General features: G+C 35.6%; 23 protein-coding genes and 2 tRNA genes. 20 read left to right on the forward strand and 5 right to left on the reverse strand.

Going from position 1 to position 25,244, the window contains the following annotated elements:
• Nucleotides 1-252: 252 nt before the first annotated feature.
• Nucleotides 253-2,565, forward strand: coding sequence for a 5-methyltetrahydropteroyltriglutamate--homocysteine S-methyltransferase (metE, locus tag D1J36_RS07210; protein ID WP_154138025.1), 2,313 nt, complete (start codon nt 253-255; stop codon nt 2,563-2,565).
• Nucleotides 2,566-2,666: 101 nt separating this feature from the next.
• Here metE and D1J36_RS07215 read toward each other — a convergent pair whose 3' ends face one another.
• Nucleotides 2,667-3,200 (reverse strand): hypothetical protein, encoded by a 534-nt coding sequence (locus D1J36_RS07215; RefSeq protein WP_154137920.1) that lies wholly within the window; start codon nt 3,198-3,200, stop codon nt 2,667-2,669.
• Between the two features lie 292 nt (nt 3,201-3,492).
• Here D1J36_RS07215 and D1J36_RS07220 point away from each other — a divergent pair, with 292 nt between their 5' ends.
• From D1J36_RS07220 to D1J36_RS07230, 3 genes are read left to right on the forward strand one after another with little or no spacing between them, the layout of a single operon-like run.
• Nucleotides 3,493-4,131: a DUF47 domain-containing protein gene (locus D1J36_RS07220; protein WP_052910473.1), complete on the forward strand. Its 639-nt coding sequence runs from the start codon at nt 3,493-3,495 to the stop codon at nt 4,129-4,131.
• Nucleotides 4,132-4,165: 34 nt separating this feature from the next.
• Nucleotides 4,166-5,308: an inorganic phosphate transporter gene (locus tag D1J36_RS07225; protein ID WP_064969941.1), complete on the forward strand. Its 1,143-nt coding sequence runs from the start codon at nt 4,166-4,168 to the stop codon at nt 5,306-5,308.
• A gap of 17 nt (nt 5,309-5,325) precedes the next feature.
• Nucleotides 5,326-5,937 carry a 4'-phosphopantetheinyl transferase family protein gene (locus D1J36_RS07230; RefSeq protein ID WP_154137921.1) on the forward strand — a complete coding sequence of 204 codons (612 nt, stop codon included), beginning with the start codon at nt 5,326-5,328 and terminating at the stop codon, nt 5,935-5,937.
• On the opposite strand, the gene D1J36_RS07235 is transcribed toward D1J36_RS07230, so the two are convergent.
• The gene (locus D1J36_RS07235; RefSeq protein ID WP_154137922.1) at nt 5,910-8,171 is read right to left on the reverse strand and encodes an FUSC family protein; all 2,262 of its coding nucleotides are present in this window, start codon (nt 8,169-8,171) and stop codon (nt 5,910-5,912) included. The two genes, D1J36_RS07230 and D1J36_RS07235, sit on opposite strands and share 28 nt — an antisense overlap.
• Nucleotides 8,172-8,193: 22 nt before the next feature.
• The gene (locus D1J36_RS07240; RefSeq protein ID WP_153928664.1) at nt 8,194-8,574 is read right to left on the reverse strand and encodes a BlaI/MecI/CopY family transcriptional regulator; all 381 of its coding nucleotides are present in this window, start codon (nt 8,572-8,574) and stop codon (nt 8,194-8,196) included.
• Between the two features lie 192 nt (nt 8,575-8,766).
• Between D1J36_RS07240 and pdhA the strand changes: the two genes are divergently transcribed.
• Complete coding sequence (pdhA, locus tag D1J36_RS07245; RefSeq protein WP_154137923.1) at nt 8,767-9,768, forward strand: pyruvate dehydrogenase (acetyl-transferring) E1 component subunit alpha; 1,002 nt, start codon at nt 8,767-8,769, stop codon at nt 9,766-9,768.
• Nucleotides 9,769-9,843: 75 nt separating this feature from the next.
• Entirely contained in the window at nt 9,844-11,442 is a 1,599-nt protein-coding gene (locus tag D1J36_RS07250) for a 2-oxo acid dehydrogenase subunit E2 (RefSeq protein WP_154137924.1), read from the forward strand.
• A gap of 133 nt (nt 11,443-11,575) precedes the next feature.
• Here the strand turns inward: D1J36_RS07250 and deoC are convergent, their stop codons facing one another.
• Complete coding sequence (deoC, locus tag D1J36_RS07255) at nt 11,576-12,322, reverse strand: deoxyribose-phosphate aldolase (RefSeq protein ID WP_154137925.1); 747 nt, start codon at nt 12,320-12,322, stop codon at nt 11,576-11,578.
• 168 nt (nt 12,323-12,490) lie between these two features.
• On the opposite strand from deoC, the gene D1J36_RS07260 reads away from it, so the two are divergent.
• The 3 genes from D1J36_RS07260 to D1J36_RS07270 all read left to right on the forward strand — a co-directional run bounded on the left by D1J36_RS07260 (nt 12,491) and on the right by D1J36_RS07270 (nt 15,848).
• Nucleotides 12,491-13,642, forward strand: a complete 1,152-nt coding sequence (locus D1J36_RS07260) for a class I SAM-dependent methyltransferase (protein WP_154137926.1) — start codon at nt 12,491-12,493, stop codon at nt 13,640-13,642.
• A gap of 66 nt (nt 13,643-13,708) precedes the next feature.
• Nucleotides 13,709-14,356: an OmpA family protein gene (locus tag D1J36_RS07265; RefSeq protein WP_154137927.1), complete on the forward strand. Its 648-nt coding sequence runs from the start codon at nt 13,709-13,711 to the stop codon at nt 14,354-14,356.
• A 100-nt stretch (nt 14,357-14,456) separates the two neighbouring features.
• The gene (locus tag D1J36_RS07270) at nt 14,457-15,848 is read left to right on the forward strand and encodes a dipeptidase (RefSeq protein WP_154137928.1); all 1,392 of its coding nucleotides are present in this window, start codon (nt 14,457-14,459) and stop codon (nt 15,846-15,848) included.
• An 87-nt stretch (nt 15,849-15,935) separates the two neighbouring features.
• Here the strand turns inward: D1J36_RS07270 and D1J36_RS07275 are convergent, their stop codons facing one another.
• Nucleotides 15,936-16,757 (reverse strand): GIN domain-containing protein, encoded by an 822-nt coding sequence (locus D1J36_RS07275; protein ID WP_154137929.1) that lies wholly within the window; start codon nt 16,755-16,757, stop codon nt 15,936-15,938.
• A 265-nt stretch (nt 16,758-17,022) separates the two neighbouring features.
• On the opposite strand from D1J36_RS07275, the gene D1J36_RS07280 reads away from it, so the two are divergent.
• The 11 genes from D1J36_RS07280 to lpdA all read left to right on the forward strand — a co-directional run bounded on the left by D1J36_RS07280 (nt 17,023) and on the right by lpdA (nt 25,113).
• The gene (locus D1J36_RS07280) at nt 17,023-17,994 is read left to right on the forward strand and encodes a polyprenyl synthetase family protein (protein ID WP_154137930.1); all 972 of its coding nucleotides are present in this window, start codon (nt 17,023-17,025) and stop codon (nt 17,992-17,994) included.
• 19 nt (nt 17,995-18,013) lie between these two features.
• Nucleotides 18,014-18,739: an SDR family NAD(P)-dependent oxidoreductase gene (locus tag D1J36_RS07285; RefSeq protein WP_154137931.1), complete on the forward strand. Its 726-nt coding sequence runs from the start codon at nt 18,014-18,016 to the stop codon at nt 18,737-18,739.
• Nucleotides 18,740-18,769: 30 nt separating this feature from the next.
• The gene (locus D1J36_RS07290; protein ID WP_154137932.1) at nt 18,770-19,357 is read left to right on the forward strand and encodes an HAD family hydrolase; all 588 of its coding nucleotides are present in this window, start codon (nt 18,770-18,772) and stop codon (nt 19,355-19,357) included.
• 20 nt (nt 19,358-19,377) lie between these two features.
• Nucleotides 19,378-19,887 carry a hypothetical protein gene (locus tag D1J36_RS07295; RefSeq protein WP_154137933.1) on the forward strand — a complete coding sequence of 170 codons (510 nt, stop codon included), beginning with the start codon at nt 19,378-19,380 and terminating at the stop codon, nt 19,885-19,887.
• A 3-nt stretch (nt 19,888-19,890) separates the two neighbouring features.
• Nucleotides 19,891-21,036, forward strand: a complete 1,146-nt coding sequence (locus tag D1J36_RS07300; protein WP_154137934.1) for a cysteine desulfurase family protein — start codon at nt 19,891-19,893, stop codon at nt 21,034-21,036.
• An 83-nt stretch (nt 21,037-21,119) separates the two neighbouring features.
• Entirely contained in the window at nt 21,120-21,437 is a 318-nt protein-coding gene (gene trxA / locus D1J36_RS07305) for a thioredoxin (RefSeq protein WP_013446810.1), read from the forward strand.
• 151 nt (nt 21,438-21,588) lie between these two features.
• Nucleotides 21,589-21,662 (forward strand) — tRNA-Asp (locus D1J36_RS07310).
• Between the two features lie 20 nt (nt 21,663-21,682).
• Nucleotides 21,683-21,756 (forward strand) — tRNA-Asp (locus D1J36_RS07315).
• A 146-nt stretch (nt 21,757-21,902) separates the two neighbouring features.
• A complete protein-coding gene (gene ppk2 / locus D1J36_RS07320) occupies nt 21,903-22,757 on the forward strand; it encodes a polyphosphate kinase 2 (protein WP_014938445.1) in 855 nt (284 codons plus the stop codon).
• 18 nt (nt 22,758-22,775) lie between these two features.
• Nucleotides 22,776-23,582 carry a polyphosphate kinase 2 gene (gene ppk2, locus D1J36_RS07325; protein WP_015345470.1) on the forward strand — a complete coding sequence of 269 codons (807 nt, stop codon included), beginning with the start codon at nt 22,776-22,778 and terminating at the stop codon, nt 23,580-23,582.
• A gap of 127 nt (nt 23,583-23,709) precedes the next feature.
• Nucleotides 23,710-25,113, forward strand: coding sequence for a dihydrolipoyl dehydrogenase (gene lpdA / locus D1J36_RS07330; RefSeq protein ID WP_154137935.1), 1,404 nt, complete (start codon nt 23,710-23,712; stop codon nt 25,111-25,113).
• The last annotated feature ends 131 nt before the right edge of the window (nt 25,114-25,244 follow it).

Consider the following 25,244-nt stretch of genomic DNA (forward strand, 5'->3'; position numbering starts at 1 on the left):
TAAGGAAGGGCATTCCTCTTATAAGGCGAAGCCTCTTCACTCGTACGAGTGAACTATCTTCAGATTTACTAAATAAATAAGGTTAGATATTTTACTGTTATTTGGGGGTATATGTATGTATTTTCATCTGTATATTAGTGTCTATAATGTGTTAAAATAGGGTTATTTTTAAATTTTACAGTAAAAATTTTTTTTATTCTATTTTTTTTACAGAACTTTGTTCGCATAATAATGGAAATAAATACTGATAACATGGTAAAATCAAACATTTTAGGGTATCCTCGTATTGGGGAGAAAAGAGAACTCAAAAAGGTTAATGAGCAATTTTGGGCAGGTAAGATAACCGAAGACGAGCTACAGAAGGTAGCGAAAGAAATTCGTACTAACAACTGGAAACTGCAACAAGAGGCAGGAGTAGATTTGGTTCCGTCTAACGATTTTTCGTTGTACGACCAAGTATTAGATGCTACTTTTAGCTTTAATGCTATCCCTACGCGTTATTTGGAGTTAGAAAAAGCTAAAAAAACAGATTTAGAACTGTATTTTGCTTTGGCTAGGGGGTATCAGAAGGAGGGGATAGATATTACTGCAATGGAAATGACCAAGTGGTTTGATACTAATTATCACTATATCGTTCCTGAATTTACTAAAGACCAATCGTTCTCGTTGCGTAAAAACTTTGCACTAGAGTATTACAAAGAGGCAAAAGATTTAGGGATTGAAACTAAACCTGTTTTGATAGGGGCTGTAACTTATCTTTTGTTAGGTAAAGAGAAGGAGGAAGGGTTCCACCGTTTGGAGCTATTACCTTCTCTATTGGAGGTCTATCGTAAGATTTTAGCCGAGCTGCAAGAGGCGGGGGTAGAGTGGGTGCAGATAGATGAGCCTCTATTGGTATTAGATTTAGATGAGAAGGCACAGAAAGCCTATAGAGAAGTTTATCAGAAGTTTCAAGAAGAGTTTCCTAAGCTTAAGATTATTTTAACTACTTATTTTGAAGCCGTGGGAGATAATTTAGAGTTGGCACTTTCTCTTCCTACAAAGGCACTCCATATCGACTTGGTGAGAGCACCGCAGCAATTAGAGCTTGTTTTAGACAAATTTCCAGAGGATAAGATTTTATCGGTAGGAGTGGTGAACGGACGAAATGTATGGAAAAATGATTTTGAAGATTCGCTTACGCTTATCAATAAAGCTAAAGAAAAGTTAGGAGCAGAGCGTGTATTTGTCGCAAGTTCGTCGTCATTATTACATTCGCCTTGTAATTTGGAGCTGGAGGATAACGAAGCTGTCCTGACTCCAGAAATTAAACAGTGGCTAGCGTTTGCAAAGCAGAAAGTTACCGAGGTGGCTACACTTACTTCTATCGTTAATGGGGTAGTTTCAGAATCGGCACAAAAACTTATAGCAGAAAATAAAAAAGCCGCAGAAAGTAGAAAGGTATCAGAGCTTATTCATAACAAAGGGGTTAAGGAGCGTCTTTCTAAGATTACAGATAAAGAGGCACAGCGTAATAGTACTTTTGCTCATCGTAGAGAGCTACAACATCAGTCATTAAATTTACCATTGTTCCCTACAACTACTATAGGCTCGTTCCCGCAGACTCCAGAAGTTCGTAGCTGGAGAGCACAGTTTAAAAAAGGACAGCTAACCCAAGCAGAGTATGATGGGCTTTTGGAGAAAGAGATAGAAGAGTCTATCCGTTTTCAAGAGGACGCAGGTATAGATGTGCTAGTTCACGGGGAGTTTGAGCGTAATGATATGGTGGAATACTTTGGAGAGCAGCTAGAAGGCTTTGTATTTACTAAGTTTGGTTGGGTGCAGAGCTATGGGTCTCGTTGTGTAAAGCCACCTATTATCTTTGGAGATGTATCTCGCCCAGTACCAATGACGGTGCGTTGGTCTAAGTTTGCCCAGTCTTTAACGGAAGTTCCTGTAAAGGGTATGCTTACGGGTCCTGTTACTATTTTGCAATGGTCTTTTGTAAGGGACGACCAGCCTCGTTCTGCTACTTGTACCCAAATTGCTTTAGCAATTAGAGACGAAGTGGTAGATTTAGAAAAGGCGGGTATTAAAGTGATTCAGATAGATGAACCTGCAATTAGAGAAGGTTTGCCGTTAAGAAAAAAGGATTGGCAAGATTATCTACAGTGGGCAATTAGAGCTTTTCGTATTTCTGCTTCGGGAGTTCAAGATGCTACCCAGATACATACGCATATGTGCTACTCGGAGTTCAACGATATTATTTCTAATATCGCTGATATGGACGCCGATGTGATTACGATAGAGTGTTCTCGTTCGCAAATGGAGCTTTTAGATGTATTTGCAGATTTTAAGTATCCTAACGAGATAGGTCCTGGTGTGTACGATATCCATTCGCCTCGTGTACCTTCGGTTGAGGAGATGTCTGGACTGATGGATAAAGCAGTAGCGGTAGTCCCTAAAGAACAACTTTGGGTAAACCCAGACTGTGGGCTTAAGACACGCCATTGGGAAGAAACCAAAGCCGCTCTTGTAGCGATGGTAGAAACAGCGAAAGAATTAAGAGCGAAGTATTCTAACTAATAGTACAGACAGAAGTATATCCGTCTAAAAAAGATATTGCCACCTTTCTAGGGATAATAAATAATAATTCCCTATTAGGTGGCAATATTTTGTTTTATACTCTATTTTTTATGCCCTATGTACTGGATTCCTACTATTACCTCTTTGGCATCTACCTTTATGCGATTTCTTCCTATATCCACACCTTTGGCACGTACGGTTCCATTACTTCCAATTTTTATTCCGCCTACACTCACGCCATCTTTTCCCACACTTACAGGTCCATAATCATCTAAACAATCCGCTTTATTGTTTAGAGATATGGTTAATCTTCCACCATCTTCGTCATCATTATTAAAAACGATGCACCCTAAGTTTATTCTATACGAACCTGCAGTTTGTTTTGGTACAGAGTAGCTCGAACCTCTCTCACCTTTTGTATCTAGTATGGCATAAAATCTACTATTGGGAATGAGGTTGGCTATCCATATTTTCTTTGATGCTTTGGCATCTCTAGTAATTACTACATCATCTTCACTGTGCTTATATTCATCAGGAGCATCTAATGCAGATTGTTCATATTTTCCCAAAATTGACTGGGCTTTACCCACTGTTACCGTTGCTATTAGAAATAAGGCTAAAAGAATTTTTTTCATAATCTGTTAGTATTTAATGTTTATTGCCAAAGTTAGCATTATATGTTTATAAGTAGATTAAATTTTTATTAAGCATTTATGATAGCTTCCATTTATCAATTCAGAAGATACTTGTTAGCTAGAAAGTTATCGAAGTGATGTTTGTGGCGGATAGCCTTAGGAATTGGAAAAATAAGACGTATCTTAAAATGATTATGTAATGATTTTTATCAAATGTTAAGAAAAATTAACATTAGAATTTCTCTAGTTCCGAGTTTATGCAGATATTTGCCACCTATAAAATAAAAATAAAATGGGAATAGGTAACATATTCAAAGTTTTTCAGCCAAAAGATAAAGTGTTTTTTGTGCTGTTTGAAAAAGTAGCTGATAATTTGGTGGAAATGTCTAGGATTTTCCACGAAGGGATTAAAGATTTTGATATAAATGATGACTCTCTATTGAAAAAAATAAGTGATTTTGAGCATCAGAATGATGATATTACTCACGAAATCTATGTGGAGTTGGGTAAAAACTTTATTACCCCTTTTGATAGAGAAGATATCCATTATCTAGCGAGTGCTTTAGATGATATAGCTGATTATATCTACGCCTCTACTAAGTATATATTCTTATATAAAAGTCCTGAAACTAATGCGTTCCAAGAGCTTTCGCTACTCATCCATAAATCTTGCTTACAAATAAAAGTAGCGATAGAAAATCTTAAAGAATTTAAAAATCCTGCGGCGGTTAAAGAGGCTACCATCAAAATCAATAGCATTGAAAACATTGCTGATGATGTGCATAGCCAAGCGATGATAAAACTATTTGAGTCTGGAGACCCTATCAATGTTATTAAGGTAAGCCAAGTGCTTAATTACCTAGAGGAGGTAACAGATAAGGCAGAAGATGTAGCTAATATCTTGGATAATATTATCATCAAATACGCTTAGAGGTTTTTTAAATTTAACTTAAAACAAAAAAAGTATGGAATTTCCTATACTGCTCATTGTCATTATTGCGTTAGCACTTATTTTTGACTATATCAATGGCTTTCACGATGCCGCTAACTCTATAGCGACTATTGTTTCTACTAAAGTTTTAACCCCTTTTCAAGCAGTACTTTGGGCTGCTGTGTGGAATTTCGCCGCTTTCTTTATAGCCTTCTACATTGTAGGAGAGTTTAAGATAGGTAATACTATTGCCAAGACGGTGAACGAAGACTTCATCAATCTAGAAGTTATTTTTTCAGGATTGATGGCGGCTATCGCTTGGAATCTTCTAACTTGGTGGTTTGGGATACCATCATCTTCTTCACATACGCTTATAGGTGGGTTTTTAGGAGCCGCTCTTATGCACGCTTTGGTTTTGGATTATCACGAGATTGTATCGGCACAACCAGAGTTGTCTACCTTCGAAACAATGAAACTGGCTTTTAAACAGTTGTTTTCTCAAGATGTAGTAAAGTATAGTAAGGTAATACCAATATTCTTATTCATTTTTATGGCTCCTTTTATTGGTATGGTAGTATCTATTATTATTACACTCATTATCATCAATATTTGTAAAAAGTCTAATCCTCACAAGGCGGAAAAAGCATTTAAACAACTTCAGTTGGTTTCTTCAGCTTTGTTCAGTTTAGGGCATGGGCTTAATGATGCTCAAAAGGTGATGGGGATTATCGGAGCAGCAGTGATTTTCTACCATGTAGATATGGTAGGTGGTACAGATATATACGCACAAATGCTTCCTACTGATAGGTTCAACTATTTTGCGAAAGATTATGTATGGGTTCCGTTAGCATCGTTTGTGGCTATTGCGTTAGGAACTATGAGTGGTGGTTGGAAAATCGTGAAAACAATGGGAACTCGTATCACCAAAGTAACACCATTAGAAGGTGTAAGTGCAGAGACAGCGGGTGCGGTTACTCTATTTTTAACCGACCACTTTGGTATTCCTGTATCTACTACCCATACGATTACGGGTTCTATTATCGGAGTTGGGCTTACAAAGAGGGTTTCTGCAGTGCGTTGGGGTATTACAGTGAGTTTGCTTTGGGCATGGATACTTACAATCCCAATTAGTGCGATAGTGGCAGGGATTACGTACCTTATTGTGATAATGTTTTAAAAATACAAAATTGATAAATGCCTCTTTACAAAGAGTTTTCTACGAAAGAAATAGCTGTTCTTGTTTGGAAACACGATGAACAAAAGGAGGTATGGCATGAGGAAATAGATACTCAATCTAAAATTTCAATAAAAAAACAATACGAACGACTGATGGTAAGGAGAATGCTCAATTCGGCATTGCCTCTCCATCAGTTGTTTTATTTGGAAGACGGAACACCCTACTTGGAGCCTTCTTCTGCGTTTATTTCAATCAGTCATTCATATCCTTATGCGGTTTTGGCAATATCTCCTAAAAAAATAGGCGTGGATATAGAAAAGAAATCTGATAAATTGGTTAGTTTAAAGGAGAAAATACTCTATCCTTCTGAAAAAATTTGGGTTTCTTCCCAAGATGAAGAATCTTACCTGACGGCATTATGGACGATTAAGGAGAGTTTATATAAAATCCATTCGGCTAAATATTGGTCTTTTAGAGAGCATTATGAAGTACTTCCTTTTTCTTTGGATAATCTATCTTCGGTGGAATGTAAGGTTTTTAATAACCCAACCGATAACGCGGATACATACAGAGCAAAGTTGGAAATTATAGATGAAGATTATTACTTAGCCGTAGTAGAGGAAGCGTAGTATTTTCTTAGTTCTAAACTTACTTTTCTTTGTTTTTTTGCAGTACTAAAAATCAGTTCTAGGAGTTCTTGTATGTTTTTGAGTTCGGTGAGGTAAGTTACCTTTTTGGAATCTCGTGTATTATAAAATTCGTTTTCGGAAATTTCCGTTTTCCTTTTGTTTAGAAGTTGGTGTACATAATCTTCAGGTGTCAGTTGGCTTTGCTTGTCTAATGTTTCATCGTAGAACTCATTATTTAGAGCAATCTCTATTTTGCTTAGTTCGGCGTTTATCTTGGTGTCCCACGCTTCAAAATCTATTTCAGGGTAATCTTTTGTGGTTTTAGCGTATTGCGATAAAGAAGCAATATAAGCTGTTAATAGATGTGAGGTATTAACGAATTGATGAATATGTTCCAGCTTTTTCTGTTGATTTTTAGGATCAGATAACATTCTTTGAAAATTGTCGGATAAATTGGCCAAAGCAATGGTCGCATTTTTTCTTAGTAAACGGTATTTTTCATCGGTGATGTTTTTATGTTGTAGCGTTTTTATAATCTCTTCAAAATAGGCTTTATTATGATTGATGGCATTGAGCATAAGGGTTTGGTTTTGGGTATGCTCCCAAACAGGAAAGATAAAGTACGAAGTGAAAAGAGCGATAATTCCAGCGATGATAGTATCTATAATTCTGTCTTTTAAGATAGTTTCAAAGTTGCTTGGATTTAAAAAATTGAATGCCAAAAAGATGTAAACCGTCATAAAAAGAACTGCCCAAAAATAGCGTGTCCTAAAAGTTGCAAAGCAGAATACCATAGAAATAAATAATACGGAAACCTGTGCAACAGGGTGAGTAATCCAATAGATAGCCGCTGTCCCTAAAAAAGCACCTACCAAAGTACCATAGAGTCTAAGGAGGTTTCTACTTTTAGTGATGCTATACGCAGGACGCATAATGGCGACAATAGTAATGAGAATCCAGTAAGAGTGTCCTATGTTGAGGGCTTCTATTTTAGAAACAGCATAACCCATTAGCATCGCCACAGTTACCCTAATGGCATATCTAAATTGTGCAGAATCTAAGGAAAGGTTATTTTTAAATACCTTGAAATTGATAGGATTTTCCTTTGGTAGAAATTTAGATAAATCCAATCCCGAAGATAGGCTCTTAGCGAGTTTAGTATCTTGAGACGAGACTTTGTAAATCTGATTGATATTTTCGGTAAGTTCTGCTAGTCTCATCATACTTTGTCGTAGGAGTAAGAAATAGTCTAAAGTTTCTGCCGATAGCTTTTGGTTTCTTAAATCAAAATAGGTATTAAAGCAATTTTCTAACTCTAGCGTAAGAGCGTGTTTTGGTTTTGGAGTGCTGCTTGTTTGTATACTTATACCAATATTTTTAAGCTCAATGGAGAGTATAAGCAACATTCTCTGTATCTTGTTAAATACTTCTTCGTTGCCGAAAAATTGTCTTATTTTAGAATAATCATTATCGGAAGTGAGGAGTTTTTCGTACAAATCAATACTACTAATGAAACTCATCATTAAAAGTCGGCTAGCAGTGGTAGATTCATTAACAAACTTTCTGGTTTTAAAAAGGAGTTCCCTTGTTTCCTCTTGAATATTTTTAATGAAAATTTGTTGTGTGGTAAGTTGTGTTACCAGTTGGTCTAAATCTGAATCTTTAGAGTAGAACTTAGACTTCTGCTCTAAGAACTTAGCGAGTTCTAAGTAGTTTTCGCCTACGAGTTGTTTGGCGAGTTTATAAGGTTGTAGTCTAGATAGTAATAGTAATAAAAGTAAGTACCAAAGCGTCCCTAATGTGAAGATGAATAAACTTTTAATGATATGATTACCAGTAAGGTGTCCGTCAATAAAAATAGCTAATACCACCAAAGAAAGTCCACCAACGGAAGCCAGTCTCGCACCATAGACTCCTATCATATTGAAAAACATTCCAAAAATGATAATCTCCAAAAACACTAGTAGGCTGTAATCTTTGAGTAAGCTAGCGGTAACAGATACCACTAAAAAAGCGATAATAGCAGCAATTAAAGTGTTTCGTCTTCTCACGAATGAGCCAGGTAAATCCACCAAGGCAATAAAACTCGTACCTAAAGGAAATAGGAAGAAATCTTTAAAAATTCCTAAATAGCTAAAAATAATAGACGGTATAATGATAGCTAAAGAAATCCTTACCCCAGCATATAAATATTGACTAGAAAAGAAGTTTTTGAGTTCTGTGGTATATTTCATATAGCTAACATCGAGGTAGGTTTTATTTTTCTTTCTTTTTTTTCTTCTTCTTTTTTTCTTTTTTACAGAATTTAGAAAGGTCTTTGGTAGTGATGAGTTCTTCGTTTAAAAGCCTTTCTATAAGTAGTTTTTTGTTATTGGTATAATAAGTTTCTACAAAATTTTTGAGTAAGAAAAGCTCATATTCCTGTTTAGAAATTTCTATTTTGTAGAAAAAAATTCGACCTTCTTTCTCTGTGCTTATGAATCCCTTTTCTACTAATATTTTAAGGAAGGTAGAAATGGTATTTTGGTGAGGTTTGGGCTCTGGGTAGGCTTCCACAATATCTTTAAGGAATGCACCCTGTAATTCCCATACAACTTGCATAAGTTGCTCCTCAGCGGTAGTGAGTGGTGTTATCATTGATGAATAGTTTGCTACAAAAATAGCTAAATGTTAGCTAAAACCCTTATGTCTAATGTGAAAAATATAAGGGTTTTTGTTTTTTTTGTATTGAAGTAAGTGAGTTTCATAGTTTCAGTTTAATAAACTTTTTGAAAGAGTATTATATTAAATGAGATTTTTCTTACTTTTGCAATATATTTGAAAATAGCTATGAAAGAATTTTCCAAAGAAGTTTACCTTAAGTGGTATGAAGATATGACTATGTGGAGACGCTTTGAAGATAAGTGTCGTTCTCTTTACTTAAAACAGAAAATTAGAGGTTTTTTACACCTTTATAATGGGCAGGAAGCGATACCAGCAGGATTTACTCATGCTATGGATTTAACTAAAGATAGTATGATAACTGCTTACCGTTGCCACATACATCCTATGGCGATGGGGGTAGACCCTAAGAGAATTATGGCAGAACTATGTGGTAAAGCTACAGGGACTTCGCAAGGTATGGGAGGTTCTATGCATATTTTTAGTAAAGAACACCGTTTCTATGGTGGACATGGTATTGTTGGTGGGCAAATTCCTTTGGGAGCAGGTATTGCATTTGCTGATAAATATTTTGATAGAAAAGCAGTTAATATTTGTTTTATGGGAGACGGAGCCGTTCGTCAAGGGTCTTTACATGAAACATTCAATATGGCAATGAACTGGAAACTACCAGTAGTTTTTGTTTGTGAAAACAATCAGTATGCTATGGGAACTTCTGTGAAAAGAACTGCTAACCACGAAGACATCTATAAACTAGGTTTAGGTTATGAAATGCCTTGTTTACCAGTAGATGCTATGGATCCTGAGAAAGTTGCTGAGGCTGCTTTTGAAGCTATAGAAAGAGCAAGAAGAGGAGACGGACCTACATTTATAGAAGCTAGAACTTATCGTTACAGAGGACACTCAATGTCTGATGCAGAGCCTTATAGAACTAAAGAGGAAGTGGCCATTCATAAAGAGCAAGACCCTATTGAGCTTGTAAAACAAAGAATTTTAGACAACAAATGGGCTACAGAAGCAGAGCTAGAACAACTTGATGAAAATTCTAGAGCTTTTGTAGAGGAGTGTGTGGAATTTATGGAGAGCTCTCCTTTCCCAGATGCTGAGAAGGTTTATGAATATGTCTATTCTACACCAGATTATCCTTTTTTAGATAAATTAGAAAACTAAAATTTAAGTGAAGATTATTTTAAGGAATATTTTTTATTCTTTAAATTAAATCTAAAACATAATAAATAAAACAACATGGCAGAAATAATTACAATGCCTCGCCTTTCTGATACAATGACAGAAGGTAAGGTTTCCAAATGGCATAAGCAGGTTGGAGATGCTGTAAAGGAAGGAGATATTCTTGCAGAAATAGAAACAGATAAAGCCGTTCAAGATTTTGAATCAGAGGTTAACGGAACACTACTTTATGTAGGTGTAAGTGAAGGAAGTGCCGCTCCTGTAGATACTATTTTGGCAATTATAGGGAAAGAAGGCGAAGATATTTCAGGGCTTGTGGGCGGTAATCAAAGTACGTCTCAATCAGCTTCATCAGAAAATACTTCTGTAGAAAATACGGTAACTGAAACTACATCATCAGTAGAGATACCTAAGGGTGTTGAGGTAATTAATATGCCTCGTCTGTCTGATACAATGACAGAAGGTAAAGTAGCTAAATGGAATAAAAATGTAGGAGATACAGTAAAAGAAGGAGATATTTTAGCTGAAATTGAAACAGATAAAGCCGTTCAAGATTTTGAATCAGAATTTAACGGAACTCTTTTATACCAAGGTGTAGGAGAAGGAGAAGCGGCTGAAGTAGATAAAATATTAGCCATTATAGGACCTGCTGGAACAGATGTTTCTGCTATTGTTTCTAATGGTGGAGTATCTAGCACACCTCAAACTAAACAAGAACAGTCAAGTGTAGCTTCTAGCACAAAAGCAGAAAATGTTTCAAAATCTAATGCTAGTGTTTCAACAGATAGAGTGGCTATTTCTCCATTGGCTAGAAAAATGGCAGAGGAGAAAGGTATAGATATTACAAATCTAAAAGGTTCTGGAGAGAACGGAAGAATCGTAAAAAAAGATATAGAAAACTATCAGCCAAACGCAACAGAACAGCGTTCTGCCTCTGTAACACCAGCTGCACAAGTAGCTATGAATTTTGTAGCTGGAGAAACTACAGAAACACCTAACTCTCAGGTTAGAAATGTAATTGCAAAAAGACTTTCTGAAAGTAAGTTTTCAGCACCTCACTACTATCTAATGGTAGAGGTGAATATGGATAAAGCTATCACTGCTAGAAAAGAAATTAACTCACTTCCTGACACTAAGGTATCGTTTAACGATATGGTGATTAAGGCGACAGCTATGGCTCTTAGAAAGCACCCTCAAATCAATAGTAGCTGGGCAGGAGATAAGATTATTCACCATGGTAGCATCAATATTGGTGTGGCAGTGGCTATTCCAGACGGATTAGTAGTACCTGTATTGAAGAATGCAGACTTTATGAATTATAGTCAAATTTCTGCAGGAGTTAAGGATATGGCTTCTAGAGCAAAATCTAAAGGTCTTAAAGCTAATGAAATGGAAGGCTCTACATTCTCAATATCCAACCTTGGAATGTTTGGAATAGAGACATTTACTTCTATTATCAATCAACCAAACTCTTGTATTCTTTCGGTAGGAGCTATTATAGAGAAGCCTGTAGTTAAAGACGGACAAATTGTAGTAGGTAATACTATGAAGTTGTCTTTAGCATGTGACCACCGTGTGGTAGATGGTGCTACTGGTGCAGAGTTTTTACAAACATTAAAGACTTACCTAGAAAATCCGTTTGCATTATTAGTTTAATATTTGCAAATACTTTAATAAAAATAAAACTCCATATCAAAAGGATATGGAGTTTTTTTATAGTTTGTATTTAGGATAAAAAATAACCTCTGCTTCTTAGCAGAGGTTATTTTTAATAATATGTTTTTATTTCTTAGTATCCTTCCGAAGTATTTTCGCCTTTTACAAGAGCCATTGCTGAAGAAGTACCTATTCTTTTCACGCCTAAAGCAATCATTTTTTCAGCGTCCTCAAGAGTTCTTACACCGCCTGCTGCTTTCACAGGAAGTTTCCCTGCGTTTTCTAGCATTATTTCAATGCCTTCAAAAGTAGCACCATTAGGTTTGCCACCTTCTGTTTGATAGAAACCAGTGGAAGATTTTACAAAAATATTTTCTAGGTCTTCTTCCTTAAAAGTATCTGTAGCCCAAGTTGCTATTTTTTTAGTCAAATCCGCTATTTGAGCATCTGTAAGAGCTGCGATTTCAATAATCCACTTTGCTATCTTTTTGTGATTTAAGCAAAGTTCTGTACAACGCAAAAATTCGTCTTTAACTAAATCATTTTCGCCGTTTTTGTAAGCAGTATAATTGATAACAAAATCTAGTTCATCAGCACCATCTTCTATTGCTTTTTGAGCTTCATTTAGTTTTGATTCTATACTCGCTGTACCTTCGTGAAACCCAATTACAGTACCCAATACTACTTTAGCATTTTTTTGAGCTAAATAATTTTTGGTTTCTTTAACAAAATCAGGACGAATCATCACAGCGAAAAGTCCATTATCAATTGCTTCATCAGTTAGTTCTCTTACCTTTGCTTTAGTTTCTTCTAGAGTAATTCCAGCCTGTTCAGGGGTTTTAAGATAAGTAGAGTCTAGATAGTTTTTTACGTTTATCATTGCTTTATTTTTTAAGGGTTAAAATAGGGGTCAAAGATACGAAAGTTTCTTCTTTTCTAAATGAGTAATCTAATGACTTTTGTAATGAATTTAAAAAAAGAAATATTAAGGACAAATGGTTGCAATAAATATAAAAGTTTACCTTTGTACAGCTAAACTAAAAACAGAATGGAGTGTCTACAGAGAAAGGAAGTGAAGGATTTTATAGAAGCACACCTCGAAGAAGATGTGATGAAAATTCTTTTGAAAAAACCGATTTTTGAAGGAGTTAATAATCAAGATTTAGTTCAGCAGATAGAAGGGCGGAGGGTGGCTCGTAAAAAGTTCCCCTTTTTAGATAGAAGTGGTATTTTGTTTCCTCCTCATCTTAATTTAGAGCAATCTTCTTCGCAATCTACGGCTTCTTTTAAAGGAGAATGGTTTAGTGGAAATCACTTTTTGGATTTAACTAGTGGCTTCGGAATAGATGCTTTTTTTCTGTCTCAAAATTTTAAAAAAGTAACTCTTGTGGAGCAGAATAACCCTCTTTTATCATTAGTTAAACATAACTGGACGGAACTTGGGAGAGAGGCTGATTTCATCAATACAAATCTAGAAACTTTTCTAGAAAATAATAATGAGGTGTATGATTTGGTCTATCTAGACCCTGCTAGAAGAGATAATAATAAAAATAAAAAATTTCTTTTAGAGGATTTATCGCCTAATATCTTAGAGATTAAAAATCAACTTTTGGAGATTTCTCCCAAGGTGTTGGTTAAACTTTCTCCTCTTATTGATATTAAATATTTGATTTCCGTTTTGTCTCATATCGTCTCCATAGATATTATAGCGGTAAAAAATGAAGTGAAGGAAGTTTTAGTTTTGATGGACAGAAGTGTAGAGGAAAACAGCTCTCCGCTTTGCAGATGTTTTAATTTAGAAACAAACGAGCCCGATTTTTCGTTTGTTATAAAAGATGAGGAGGATACTCAAGTATCTTTTTCTGAAGCGAAGAAATATCTGTATATTCCTAATGGAGCTATACTTAAATCGGGAGCGTTCAAGAGTATTGCACAAAAATACCAACTGAATAAGCTACATATTAACACACACCTCTATACTTCGGAAGAAAAAATATTAGATTTTCCAGGGCGAGTTTTGGAGGTAGAAGAGGTTTTGTCTAAGGAAATAAAAAAGGGAGAGCAGTATAATATTATTTCAAAAAATTACCCACTAAATCCTGTAGAAATTAAGAAAAAATACAAACTTAAAGATGGGGGACAGAACTATCTTATTTTTACTCAAACCATAAAAGGTAAAGTGATTTTGAGATCTAAATAAAAATTAAAAATAAATATTTAGGCTATTAAAAAGAGATTTATTAACTTTGGGACAAAATTTAAAAGAATGAAAAAATATATTTTTGCAGTAGCTGCTATTTCGTTTATGGTATCTTGTAAGAAGATTCAGCCAGGAGGCAATAAGAATATTCTTAAACTAGAAGAAGGAGTAGAAAGATATACAGATGATGCACAAGGTAATGGGCATTCTGCTCACGCGGAAGGTTATCATGCTTCAGGAGTTAAAGAAGAGGTAACTATAGACTTGGAAGGTGTTACGCTGAAAGGATATAAAGGTGGAATGGAAGATACGATGTTATCTTTCCTTAAGTCGGGGAAGTATGCATCTTCTTCAGACGATGTTCTTAAGAATGTTTGGTATGATTTTGACCATGTTAACTTTAAAATGGGTTCTACCAATCAGTTAGAGTCTGGTGCAGAACAAATAGATAACTTAGCGAAAATATTAAAGGCATATCCAGACGCTAAAATTAAAATTGGAGGTTATACAGATAAAACAGGTAGCGAGGAAACTAATGTTAAAATATCTCAAGCTAGAGCAGAATTTATTAAGGCTCAGTTAGAAAAAGCAGGCGTAGGAGCTCAAGTGGTATCGGCAGAAGGGTATGGAAGTAAATTTGCTAAAGTAGCAGCAGATGCTTCTGATGAAGAAAGAGCTTCGGATAGAAAAATGTCTGTAAGATTCACAAAATAAGAAAAGTACAAGTACATAATCTGCGTCTCTCCTAGCTTTGGGAGGGGCGTTTTTTTATTTCATTAAAAATAATTACTTTTACTACATCAAAAATAAACTGATGCAAGAAACACAAAATTACATTCAAAACCACAAGAAAAGATTTTTAGACGAACTTATAGAATTGCTTAAAATAGCTTCTATTAGTGCAGACCCAGCTTATAATCAAGATGTGCTTAACTGTGCTGAAGAGGTAGCAAAACACCTAGCTAATGCGGGAGCAGATGCGGTGGAGGTATGCGAAACTAAAGGTTACCCTATTGTATTTGGTGAGAAAATTATAGACCCGTCACTTCCTACGGTATTAGTTTATGGGCATTACGATGTGCAGCCGCCAGACCCTTTGGAATTGTGGGAAAGTGGTCCTTTTGAGCCTGTAGTTAAAGAAACTCCTCTGCACCCAGAAGGAGCAATTTTTGCAAGAGGAGCGGCAGACGATAAAGGTCAGTTTTTTATGCATTTAAAGGCGTTTGAAGCGATGATGAAGACCAATGTCCTTCCTTGCAATGTTAAATTTATCATAGAAGGCGAGGAAGAAGTTGGTTCGGCTAGTTTGGCAGATTTCCTTAAAGAAAACCAATCTAAACTGTCTTGTGATGTTATTCTGATTTCGGATACGGGGCTTTACTCTATGGAGCAACCTACGGTAACTACGGGGCTTAGAGGTCTTAGCTATGTGGAAGTAGAGGTAGAAGGTCCTAACCGAGATTTACATTCTGGGCTTTATGGAGGAGCTGTTCCTAACCCTATCAATGTGTTGTCTAAGATGATAGGTAGCCTTATAGATGATAATGGGAGAATAACAGTGGAAGGTTTCTACGACAATGTAGAAGTTGTTTCTCTTGAGGAAAGAGCAGAAATGAATAAATTGAAAGACGATGTAGAGTCTTTTAAAAAGTCAATTGGGCTTAATGGTATACAAGGAGAAGAAGGCTATACTACTTTGGAAAGAACTTCTATTAGACCAACTTTAGATGTTAATGGTATGTGGGGAGGCTATATTGGGGAAGGTGCTAAAACCGTAATACCATCTAAGGCATTTGCTAAAATTTCAATGAGGTTAGTGCCTAACCAAACACCAGAAGAAATTACGGAGAAATTTGTAAATCACTTTAAGAAAATAGCATCAGATAGCGTTAAAGTAAAAGTAACACCACACCACGGAGGAATGCCTTATGTTTTAAAGAGTGATACCAATGAGTTTTTAGCTGCTAAAAAAGCAATGGAAAAAGCTTTTGGAAAAGAAGTTTTACCATTTAGAAGTGGTGGTAGTATCCCAATTACGGCGTTGTTTGAGGAAGTTTTAGGAGCTAAATGTGTATTGATGGGCTTTGGTTTGGATACAGATGCAATACATTCTCCTAATGAGCATTATGGTTTATACAACTTCTATAAAGGTATAGAAAGTATCCCATATTTCTTCCAATACTATACAGAGATGAAAACTAAGTAAATACAATTATACTTGGTAACATTATAAAAAATACGGCTACTCCTAAAGGAGTAGCCGTATTTATTTTATATAAAATAAGTTATTTGGTTATTTGGAAATTATTTTACTCATAGAGTGGCTTTCTTTTTCTATACTGCTGTAAGACAAGTCAGATAAATCTATTTTAGAAGCTCCACTAGCACGGGCTATTATTTTGTTAGAACTTCCTTTTAAAACAACTTCAGAAGCACTAGAAACTTCCAAAGTAGTTACATTAGCTGCATTTATTTTACTGTTGATGTTAGATGCACCGCTTACTTCAATTTTAGCACTCTTAACGGTAATAGTTCCAGAGGTATTACTTGCTCCACTAATCTTAATGGCAGTATTGTCGGCATTTAGGTTACCTTTAAAGTCACTTGCGCCACTGAGCTTAATGATAGTACTGTCGGCATTTAGGTTGCCTTTAAAATCACTTGCACCACTGCAACTAAGGTTGATGTTTTTAGCATTAAAGTTTCCAGAAACATTAGAAGCTCCGCTCAAACGAATATCACTAGTACTGAATGTGTCTTGACTCTCTACCGAAGAAGCACCGCTCAATTCCATTTTGTTGATGTTTTTGGTATAGACGATGGCTTTGGTTTTAGCATTTTTTAGAGAGGTGTTAGGCTTGTATTTTAATGTAAGCACACCATTGCTAGAAACAACGGTAAGGTAATCTAAAGCGTTAGAAGTTACCTCCACTTTCTCTTTATTAGATTTTACTAATTTAACTCCTATATTGGACTGAACTTTAAGCTGGTTAAAACTAGCCACATCAAAAGTTTGTGTTTTGGTAGGTACATTGGTAAGGTTTACTTTTTGCGAATACACGCTAACCACAAACAAGGTAAGGAACAATAAGGTCCAATTTTTCAGATTTTTCATAATATACTTTTTTAGATTGTTATGCTTCAAATATAATAAATTATTTAAAACATAAAAGTGATTTTGGATATAAAGTATGGAGATGAAGCTCCATTTGATATAGGATATTATACCAATGATGAACAAAGTATAAAATAATGACTTTGTTTTTAGTGTGAGAATAGAGGGAATGCAATTATAAAGTATTAGGATTTGTCTTTTATTATTATGCTTTGTCTGTATAAATCATTATTTTTGTGGCAATATTCACGGATAAAAAAGACTTATGAAATTCTTAGACAGATACCAAGACCTAGTAGCGGAAGCAATAGAAAAGCATCAATTCAAAAACGAGCCGAAAGAACTCTATGAGCCTATGAACTATATCATTTCTCATGGAGGGAAACGCCTGAGACCTATTATGGTACTAATGGGGTGTGAACTTTTTGGAGGTAGTTTAGAAAAGGCGATGAAACCAGCTTTGGCTATAGAGTTTTTTCATAATTTTACGCTTATCCACGACGATATTATGGACGATGCCCCACTTAGAAGAAATAAACCTACAATACATACGCTACACGGCATCAATGTAGGTATTCTGTCGGGAGATGCATTACTCATTAAAGCCTATCAGTTTTTTGAAGATTTAGAGCCAGAACTATTTAAAAAGTGTATCACTTTATTTTCCGAAACGGGAGCAGTGCTTTGCGAGGGGCAGCAGATGGACGTTAATTTTGAAACCAACTCTAGCGTTACCTACGAAGATTATATAAAAATGATAACCTATAAAACGGGGGTGCTTAGTGCCGCTTCGTTTAAGATAGGAGCTATGGTAGCAGGAGCTACCGAGCAGGAGGCAGAGGCATTGTATCAATTTGGTAAACATATCGGGATTGCGTTCCAGATTATGGACGATTATTTAGATGTCTTCGGAAATCAGGAGCAGTTTGGAAAGAAACACGCAGGTGATATTTTTGAAAATAAAAAGACAGTACTTTACCTATTAGCAATGGAAAACGCGACTGAGGAAGAGCGAAAAGAGCTTAACTATTGGTACTCTAAAAAGACGGATAATATAGACAAAATCTACTGTGTAGAAAAGATTTTTAGAAGAACAAAAGTAGATGAAAAGGTGCTGAGATTGATACAAAAGCACAACCAAATCGGTCAAGATTGTTTAAAAACCATTAATCTACCAGAAGATAAAAAACAACCTTTTATAGAGTTGGCTAATTACCTTTTGAAAAGAGAATCTTAATTCTCCAAAATCTTAAAATATGATTGTACTAGGTAGTAATTCAGAAGTGGCACAAGCCTTTGTGGAAGAGGTGTTGTCTGAGGGGCAAAGATTTAGGAATCTTTATCTTTTCACTTCTAATAGAGAAAGTGCAGAGAAATTTGCAAAACATATAGAAGTAAAATATCTTCAGCATAGCCAAGTTATCATGTTGGATTTAATGCAACCTATTGATTTCAAAGTATTAGAAGAAGTAGATTCGGAGCTTTTATTCTGTGCTTCTGGTTACTTAGGTAAAGGCACCGAAGAGGGATTATTAAATCACAAAAATACAGAAGCTATCGTTGATATTAACTACGCCAAACTTATTCCGTTGCTCAATTATTTTGCTGAAAAAATGGCATCTAAAAGAGCTGGAACTATGGTGGTTTTGTCTTCAGTAGCGGGAGATAGAGGCAGACAGAGTAATTTTATTTACGGAAGTGCTAAGGCGGGATTAACCGCTTATCTAAGCGGACTTAGAAATTATTTGTTCCACAGAAAAGTGCACGTAATGACGGTGAAGCCAGGTTTTATGGCAACCAAAATGACGGAAGGTATGCCACTTAATCCAAAACTCACCGCAACACCTAAACAAGCAGCGGCGTCTATATATAAAGCTTACAAAGCCAAAAGGAATGTGGCGTATGTATTGCCTGTATGGTGGGCTATTATGCTGATTATAAAAAACATTCCTGAGTTTATATTTAAAAAACTGAAACTTTAAAATTAGCTCCTAAAGTACCTTTCTTTATTTATGAAAAAACTATATCTATTCGACTTTGATGGTACACTTACCACAGAGGACACTTTATTTCTATATCTTAAATTCTATAACAGCAGTAAATATAGAATACAATTTTTAAGGTACATTCCACTTTTTATTCTTTTGAAAATGAAACTTCTCAAAGCAGAGAAGGTCAAAGAGAGCTTTATTGCTTCTATACTTGCAGGAGAATCTAAAGAACGAATAGAGAAGAGGTCTAAAGCCTTTTTTGAAGAATATTATCCAAAACTTTTCAGGACTAATGCTTTGGAATTTATAGAAAAAATAGATAAAGAGAAGACGGTGGCGTTCATTGTAACAGCATCGTTGGATATTTGGGTTCGTCCTTTTGCGGAGCATTTTGGTATGGGGCTTTTGGCTACGGAAGCCGAGTTTAAAGATGGGAAATTTTCAGGTAAGTTTAAAACCAAAAATTGCAACGGAGAAGAAAAAGTAAAAAGAATAAAACAGGCTACAGAAGGGCTTAAATATGATAAAAGTATAGCCTTTGGAGATACAGCAGGAGACCACGCAGTGCTGAAATGGGCTAATGAAGGTTTGTTTCAATTTTTTCATTAAATTAGCCAAAAATATTGGTGATGAAAAATTTACTTTTAACCTTGGGTTTAGGCATCTTTACGATGTGTACTCCTCAAAAGCGGAAAGTTATGAAACAAGAGATTAGTAATCAGCAAAAACAAGAGGAAAGATTGTTTTATTCGGAAGCTTCTGGAGGGGAAGAAAAGAGGGGATTTAGACTTATAAACTCTCAAGAGGAACTTAATAGGGTTTTATCTGCGAATCAATTTGTAGTTTTAAATCCAAACGAGGAGAAGAGTAAAGAGCCTAAATTAATTTTTCCTAAAAATCAACAAGTAATTCTTTATCATTTAGGAACTTTTAGAGCAGGTATGCATAAGCCTCAGGGGATTGATAGTGTTAAGTTGGTAGGTAATACTTTGGAAGTTTATATGAAAAAAAATCAGTCTTCTTCGCCCCAAAAAACATCTATTAGAGAACCAGAAATGCAAGTGCAGGTCATTACCACACCGTGGATGGTTTTTTCAGTTTCTAAAGATTTAAAGTTTAATAATATTATACTGAAATAAAAAATGAGTAAAATATATTTAGATAATGCGGCTACTACGCCACTTTTAGACGAAGTAATAGAGGAAATGGTAAACTCTATGAAATTTTGTTATGGTAATCCTTCTTCTACGCATAGTATAGGGCAAGAGGCTAAAACTAGGATAGAAGCTGTGAGACGCCAAATCGCCGATTATTTAAAGGTGCAACCTGGCGAAATTATCTTTACTTCGTGCGGTACAGAGTCTAATAATATGATTATTAAATCTTGCGTGGAGCATTTGGGGGTGGAGCGAATTATTACCTCTCCTATAGAGCACAAATGCGTGGCGGAGACTTGCTTGGATATGAAGAAACGCAAGGGAGTGGAGTTGGTATATCTTCGCTCTAATGCACAGGGGGATATAGATTTGGTAAAACTAGAGCAAGAGTTAAAGAAATCGGATAAAAAAACTTTGGTTACTCTAATGCACGCCAATAATGAGATAGGTAATATTTTAGACATCAAAAAGGTATCTACACTGTGTAAAGAAAATGGAGCTTTATTCCATTCGGATACGGTGCAAACGGTAGCTCATTTAGATTTAGATTTTCAAGAAGTGCCTTTGGATTTTGCCTCTTGTAGTGCTCATAAATTCCACGGACCTAAAGGAGTGGGGTTTGCTTTTGTTAGGAAAGCTTCAGGGCTTCAGTCGCTTATAACAGGAGGACCTCAGGAGAGAAGTCTTCGTGCAGGTACGGAAAATGTGAGTGGTATTGTAGGACTTGGTAAGGCTTTAGAAATTGCAATGAGCAACCTAGAAAGCTATACTTCTCATATTAAAGAAATAAAGAATTACGCAATAGAGCAATTATCTGAAAATATTTCAGGAGTTAAATTTAACGGAAGAAGTGCAGAACAGAATAGTAGTCTTTATACGGTATTGAGTGTTTTATTACCGTTTAAAAACCCATTATTGAGCTTGCAGTTGGATATGAAAGGGATTGCTATTTCTCAAGGGAGTGCTTGTAGTTCTGGGGCTGGTAAGCCTTCTATGGTAATGATGATGGTGGTAGATGAAGATGATATGGAGCATACTACACCTCTAAGAGTATCTTTTAGTCATCTTACCACTAAGACAGATATAGATGCGTTAGTACAGGCTCTTAAAGAAATACAGCAAGAATTATAGAAATAAACGATATTAACTATCGATATATAAATACTAAAATAAAAGAATAAAGTAATATATTTGCAGACTAAAAATGTAAAATTATGGCATTAGAAATTACAGACAGCAATTTTAAAGAAGTAGTAATAAACTCAGACAAGCCTGTATTAGTAGACTTTTGGGCAGTATGGTGTGGGCCATGCAGAATGTTAGGGCCTATCGTAGAAGAATTAGCAAATGATTTTGAAGGTAAAGCGGTTGTGGGTAAGGTAGATGTAGATAACAATCAGCAGGTAGCTATGGAGTACGGTATTAGAAATATACCTACAGTTCTTATCTTCAAGAATGGAGAAGTGGTAGATAAGTTAGTAGGCGTGTCTCCTAAGGAGGTTATTGCAGAAAAATTATCAGCACATTTATAAAAAAAATAAATTGATTTATAAGCACTTTCTAAAATGAAGGTGCTTTTTTTTATATAAAATTTTGTTTGTATTGAAAAAAGTTATACTTTTGCAACCACATTATTCAGATAAGCGTTCTGATACATAATTAAGAATAATGTTCTTATAAAAAGATCCGGTAGTTCAGCTGGTTAGAATACCTGCCTGTCACGCAGGTGGTCGCGGGTTCGAGCCCCGTCCGGATCGCTTTTTTATAACTATTTAATGATCCGGTAGTTCAGTTGGTTAGAATACCTGCCTGTCACGCAGGTGGTCGCGGGTTCGAGCCCCGTCCGGATCGCAGTATTTATGGTTAGAACCTCTAGTAGTAACTGGAGGTTTTTTTGTTTTTAGACTTTTCTTGCTGTTAAAAATCATCTTAGATACTTTTCATTTTTAGCTAAATAATCTTAACTTTATAGAGTAAAATAAAAGTAAGATTATTATATGATACCAAAGACTGATTTAGAGAAAATGAAAACCAAGGGGGATTTGATGAAATACCTCTATAAGCATCAAGATGAAGATTCCAAATATGCTGCTCTTATAGAAAAAATAGAGTATGAAGATGAGTTAAAATTGTTACAAGCTGAACTTGTAAATCTTCAGAACTGGATTAAAAATACAGGTAAAAAAGTTGCTATTATTTTTGAAGGGAGAGACGCTTCTGGTAAAGGCGGAACTATTAAGCGTTTTGCAGAACATCTTAACCCTCGTGCTATGCGTATTGTAGCTCTTAATAAGCCTACGGATGTGGAGCGAGGACAATGGTATTTTCGTAGGTATATTAAAGAACTTCCCAATTCTGGTGAGATTGTTTTCTTTGATAGGAGTTGGTATAATAGAGCGGTAGTAGAGCCTGTGATGGGGTTCTGTACACCAGAGCAATATGAGGAATATATGGTTCAGGTGCCAGAGTTTGAGCATATGCTTTACGAATCGGGGACACATATTATTAAATTTTGGTTTTCTGTAAGCAAAGATGAACAGTTATTCCGTTTTAATAGTAGACTTCAAAATCCGCTGAAAAAATGGAAATATAGTCCTGTAGATGAAAAAGGACAGGAACTATGGGATGAGTTCACAAAATACAAAAATCAGATGTTTTCTAGAACTCATAATGCCTTTTCGCCTTGGGTAGTGGTGAAGTCTGATAATAAAAAGAGAGCGAGGTTAGAAGCGATAAGATATGTGCTTAGTCAGTTTAATTACGAAGGAAAAGGAGAGAATGAGGTTTCTCTTAATCCAGACCCTAGTGTGGTACAGAGGTACTTTAGAATGATTAAGCAAATAGACTTTTAATTATAAATAAACATCAATATGGAACTTACAGATACACAATATAAAAAACTAGATACTAAAAAGGGGCTTTACGCTCTATTGCAGTCAGATACGCTTAATCCAGACAAAGCATTGCGTACGATAAAGTACGAGAAAAGATTGGCCAAATTACAAGAAGAGCTTATCAAAATGCAAAATTGGGTAGTTGAAAATAAACAGAGAGTAATCATTATTTTTGAAGGTAGAGATGCCGCTGGTAAAGGAGGAGCGATAAGAAGAATTACTGAGCATCTTAACCCTAGAGAGCATCGTGTGGTTGCTCTTCCAAAGCCTAACGAGGTAGAACAAGGTCAATGGTATTTTCAGCGATACATCAGTCAGTTGCCAAAAGCTGGGGAAATTGTATTTTTCGATAGAAGTTGGTACAACCGTGCAGTAGTAGAGCCTGTTAATGGTTTTTGCACAAAAGAAGAGTATGATATTTTTATGTCACAAGTCAATGAGTTTGAAAAAATGCTAGTAAACTCGGGTACTTATTTGCTCAAATTGTATTTCTCCATTTCAAAAGAAGAACAAGCAAAGAGATTTGCTGATATTATAGAAAACCCTCTTAAAAAATGGAAGTATAGCCCTGTAGATGCTAAGGCTTTAGATTTATGGGATGTTTATACGGAATATAAGGAAAAAATGTTTGAGGTTTCGGATACAGAAATTGCACCGTGGAAGGTACTAAAAGCCAATAAAAAATCTAAGGCAAGAGTAGAGGCATTAGAGTATATATTGGATAAAATTCCGTACGAACCGAAGAATTCGGAGGTGATAACTCACGAAGAGTTAGAAGATTAAGATAGTTTATAAAAGGTGGCTTATTAGTCGCCTTTTTTGTTTTAGGCTTGCGGAATATCTAGGTTGGTGGTTCATATAAAAATTAGTACATTTGTCAAGGTAAAAACAAAAATAAATTTGAATTATAATGAGTCAATTTGATGTTACTGTTATCGGTTCTGGACCTGGAGGTTATGTGGCAGCTATTCGTTGTGCACAATTAGGTTTTAAAACAGCTATTATAGAGAAATATCCTACTTTGGGAGGGACATGTCTTAATGTAGGGTGTATTCCGTCTAAGGCACTTTTGGATAGTTCGGAACATTTTGAAAATGCTAAACATAACTTTGCAAACCACGGGATTGTTATCAACGAGCCTAAAGCAGATTTGGCTAGAATGATAGAGCGAAAAAACGAAGTGGTAGACCAAACTACTAAAGGAATCAATTTCCTAATGGACAAAAACAAAATTACAGTTTTTGAAGGAGTAGGAAGTTTTGAGACGGCAACTAAAATTAAAGTAACAAAAAATGATGGCTCTACAGAGTCTATTGAGTCTAAATATACCATTATAGCTACAGGTTCTAAGCCTTCTTCTTTACCTTTCATCAGTTTAGATAAAGAAAGAATCATAACCTCTACGGAAGCTCTTAATTTGAAAGAAATACCTAAACATCTTGTCGTAATTGGTGGTGGTGTGATAGGGTTGGAGCTTGGTTCTGTTTACAAAAGACTTGGTTCTGAGGTAACAGTGGTAGAGTATTTAGATAAAATTATCCCAGGAATGGACGGTTCTTTGTCTAAAGAATTACAAAAAGTTCTTAAAAAACAAGGAATGAAATTTATGCTTTCTACAGCAGTTTCTGCGGTGGAAAGAAAAGGTGATACAGTAGTAGTAACGGCTAAAGATAAAAAAGGAGAAGAAGTAAGTGTAGAGGGAGATTATTGCTTAGTATCAGTAGGAAGAAGACCTTATACGGAAGGTTTAGGCTTAGAAAATGCAGGTGTAGATTTAGACGAAAGAGGAAGAGTAAAAGTAAACGACCACCTTCAGACTAATGTGTCTAACATCTATGCGATTGGTGATGTGGTTAAAGGAGCTATGTTAGCTCACAAGGCGGAAGAAGAAGGTGTTTTTGTAGCAGAAACTTTAGCAGGGCAAAAACCTCATATCAACTACAATCTAATACCAGGGGTGGTTTACACTTGGCCAGAAGTGGCTGGAGTAGGGAAGACAGAAGAGCAGCTTAAAGAAGAAGGCGTTTCTTATAAGGTAGGAAGTTTCCCAATGAGAGCTTTGGGTAGGAGCCGTGCGAGTGGAGATATTGATGGACTAATTAAGGTATTGGCTGATGAAAAAACAGACGAAATTTTAGGAGTTCATATGATAGGAGCTCGTGCTGCGGATATGATTGCAGAAGCTGTGGTGGCTATGGAGTTCCGTGCGAGTGCCGAAGATATTTCAAGAATCTCTCACGCTCACCCAACATTTACAGAGGCTATTAAAGAAGCTGCTTTAGATGCTACAGGAAAAAGAGCATTGCATATGTAGTTGATTTAGAGTTAAATTAATATAAAAATCGCTGTTAGGAAAATTTCTCTAACAGCGATTTTTTTTATAAAATAAAATTATCACTAAAAAAATAGTTGTATATTTAAAATATAGTTATATATTTGTATCAC

The organism is Riemerella anatipestifer (assembly GCF_009670965.2).
Lineage (GTDB): Bacteria > Bacteroidota > Bacteroidia > Flavobacteriales > Weeksellaceae > Riemerella > Riemerella anatipestifer_B.

Excerpts from the sequence above, each read along its gene's own strand:
- lpdA (WP_154137935.1), top strand. The coding sequence starts at position 23,710 with ATGAGTCAATTTGATGTTACTGTTATCGGTTCTGGACCTGGAGGTTAT.
- D1J36_RS07290 (WP_154137932.1), top strand. The coding sequence starts at position 18,770 with ATGAAAAAACTATATCTATTCGACTTTGATGGTACACTTACCACAGAG.
- pdhA (WP_154137923.1), top strand. The coding sequence starts at position 8,767 with ATGAAAGAATTTTCCAAAGAAGTTTACCTTAAGTGGTATGAAGATATG.
- D1J36_RS07285 (WP_154137931.1), top strand. The coding sequence starts at position 18,014 with ATGATTGTACTAGGTAGTAATTCAGAAGTGGCACAAGCCTTTGTGGAA.
- D1J36_RS07295 (WP_154137933.1), top strand. The coding sequence starts at position 19,378 with ATGAAAAATTTACTTTTAACCTTGGGTTTAGGCATCTTTACGATGTGT.
- ppk2 (WP_015345470.1), top strand. The coding sequence starts at position 22,776 with ATGGAACTTACAGATACACAATATAAAAAACTAGATACTAAAAAGGGG.
- D1J36_RS07215 (WP_154137920.1), bottom strand. The coding sequence starts at position 3,200 with ATGAAAAAAATTCTTTTAGCCTTATTTCTAATAGCAACGGTAACAGTG.
- D1J36_RS07300 (WP_154137934.1), top strand. The coding sequence starts at position 19,891 with ATGAGTAAAATATATTTAGATAATGCGGCTACTACGCCACTTTTAGAC.
- D1J36_RS07230 (WP_154137921.1), top strand. The coding sequence starts at position 5,326 with ATGCCTCTTTACAAAGAGTTTTCTACGAAAGAAATAGCTGTTCTTGTT.
- D1J36_RS07270 (WP_154137928.1), top strand. The coding sequence starts at position 14,457 with ATGCAAGAAACACAAAATTACATTCAAAACCACAAGAAAAGATTTTTA.
- D1J36_RS07235 (WP_154137922.1), bottom strand. The coding sequence starts at position 8,171 with ATGAAATATACCACAGAACTCAAAAACTTCTTTTCTAGTCAATATTTA.
- ppk2 (WP_014938445.1), top strand. The coding sequence starts at position 21,903 with ATGATACCAAAGACTGATTTAGAGAAAATGAAAACCAAGGGGGATTTG.
- D1J36_RS07280 (WP_154137930.1), top strand. The coding sequence starts at position 17,023 with ATGAAATTCTTAGACAGATACCAAGACCTAGTAGCGGAAGCAATAGAA.
- D1J36_RS07250 (WP_154137924.1), top strand. The coding sequence starts at position 9,844 with ATGGCAGAAATAATTACAATGCCTCGCCTTTCTGATACAATGACAGAA.
- trxA (WP_013446810.1), top strand. The coding sequence starts at position 21,120 with ATGGCATTAGAAATTACAGACAGCAATTTTAAAGAAGTAGTAATAAAC.
- D1J36_RS07240 (WP_153928664.1), bottom strand. The coding sequence starts at position 8,574 with ATGATAACACCACTCACTACCGCTGAGGAGCAACTTATGCAAGTTGTA.
- metE (WP_154138025.1), top strand. The coding sequence starts at position 253 with ATGGTAAAATCAAACATTTTAGGGTATCCTCGTATTGGGGAGAAAAGA.
- D1J36_RS07275 (WP_154137929.1), bottom strand. The coding sequence starts at position 16,757 with ATGAAAAATCTGAAAAATTGGACCTTATTGTTCCTTACCTTGTTTGTG.
- D1J36_RS07220 (WP_052910473.1), top strand. The coding sequence starts at position 3,493 with ATGGGAATAGGTAACATATTCAAAGTTTTTCAGCCAAAAGATAAAGTG.
- D1J36_RS07260 (WP_154137926.1), top strand. The coding sequence starts at position 12,491 with ATGGAGTGTCTACAGAGAAAGGAAGTGAAGGATTTTATAGAAGCACAC.
- D1J36_RS07265 (WP_154137927.1), top strand. The coding sequence starts at position 13,709 with ATGAAAAAATATATTTTTGCAGTAGCTGCTATTTCGTTTATGGTATCT.
- deoC (WP_154137925.1), bottom strand. The coding sequence starts at position 12,322 with ATGATAAACGTAAAAAACTATCTAGACTCTACTTATCTTAAAACCCCT.
- D1J36_RS07225 (WP_064969941.1), top strand. The coding sequence starts at position 4,166 with ATGGAATTTCCTATACTGCTCATTGTCATTATTGCGTTAGCACTTATT.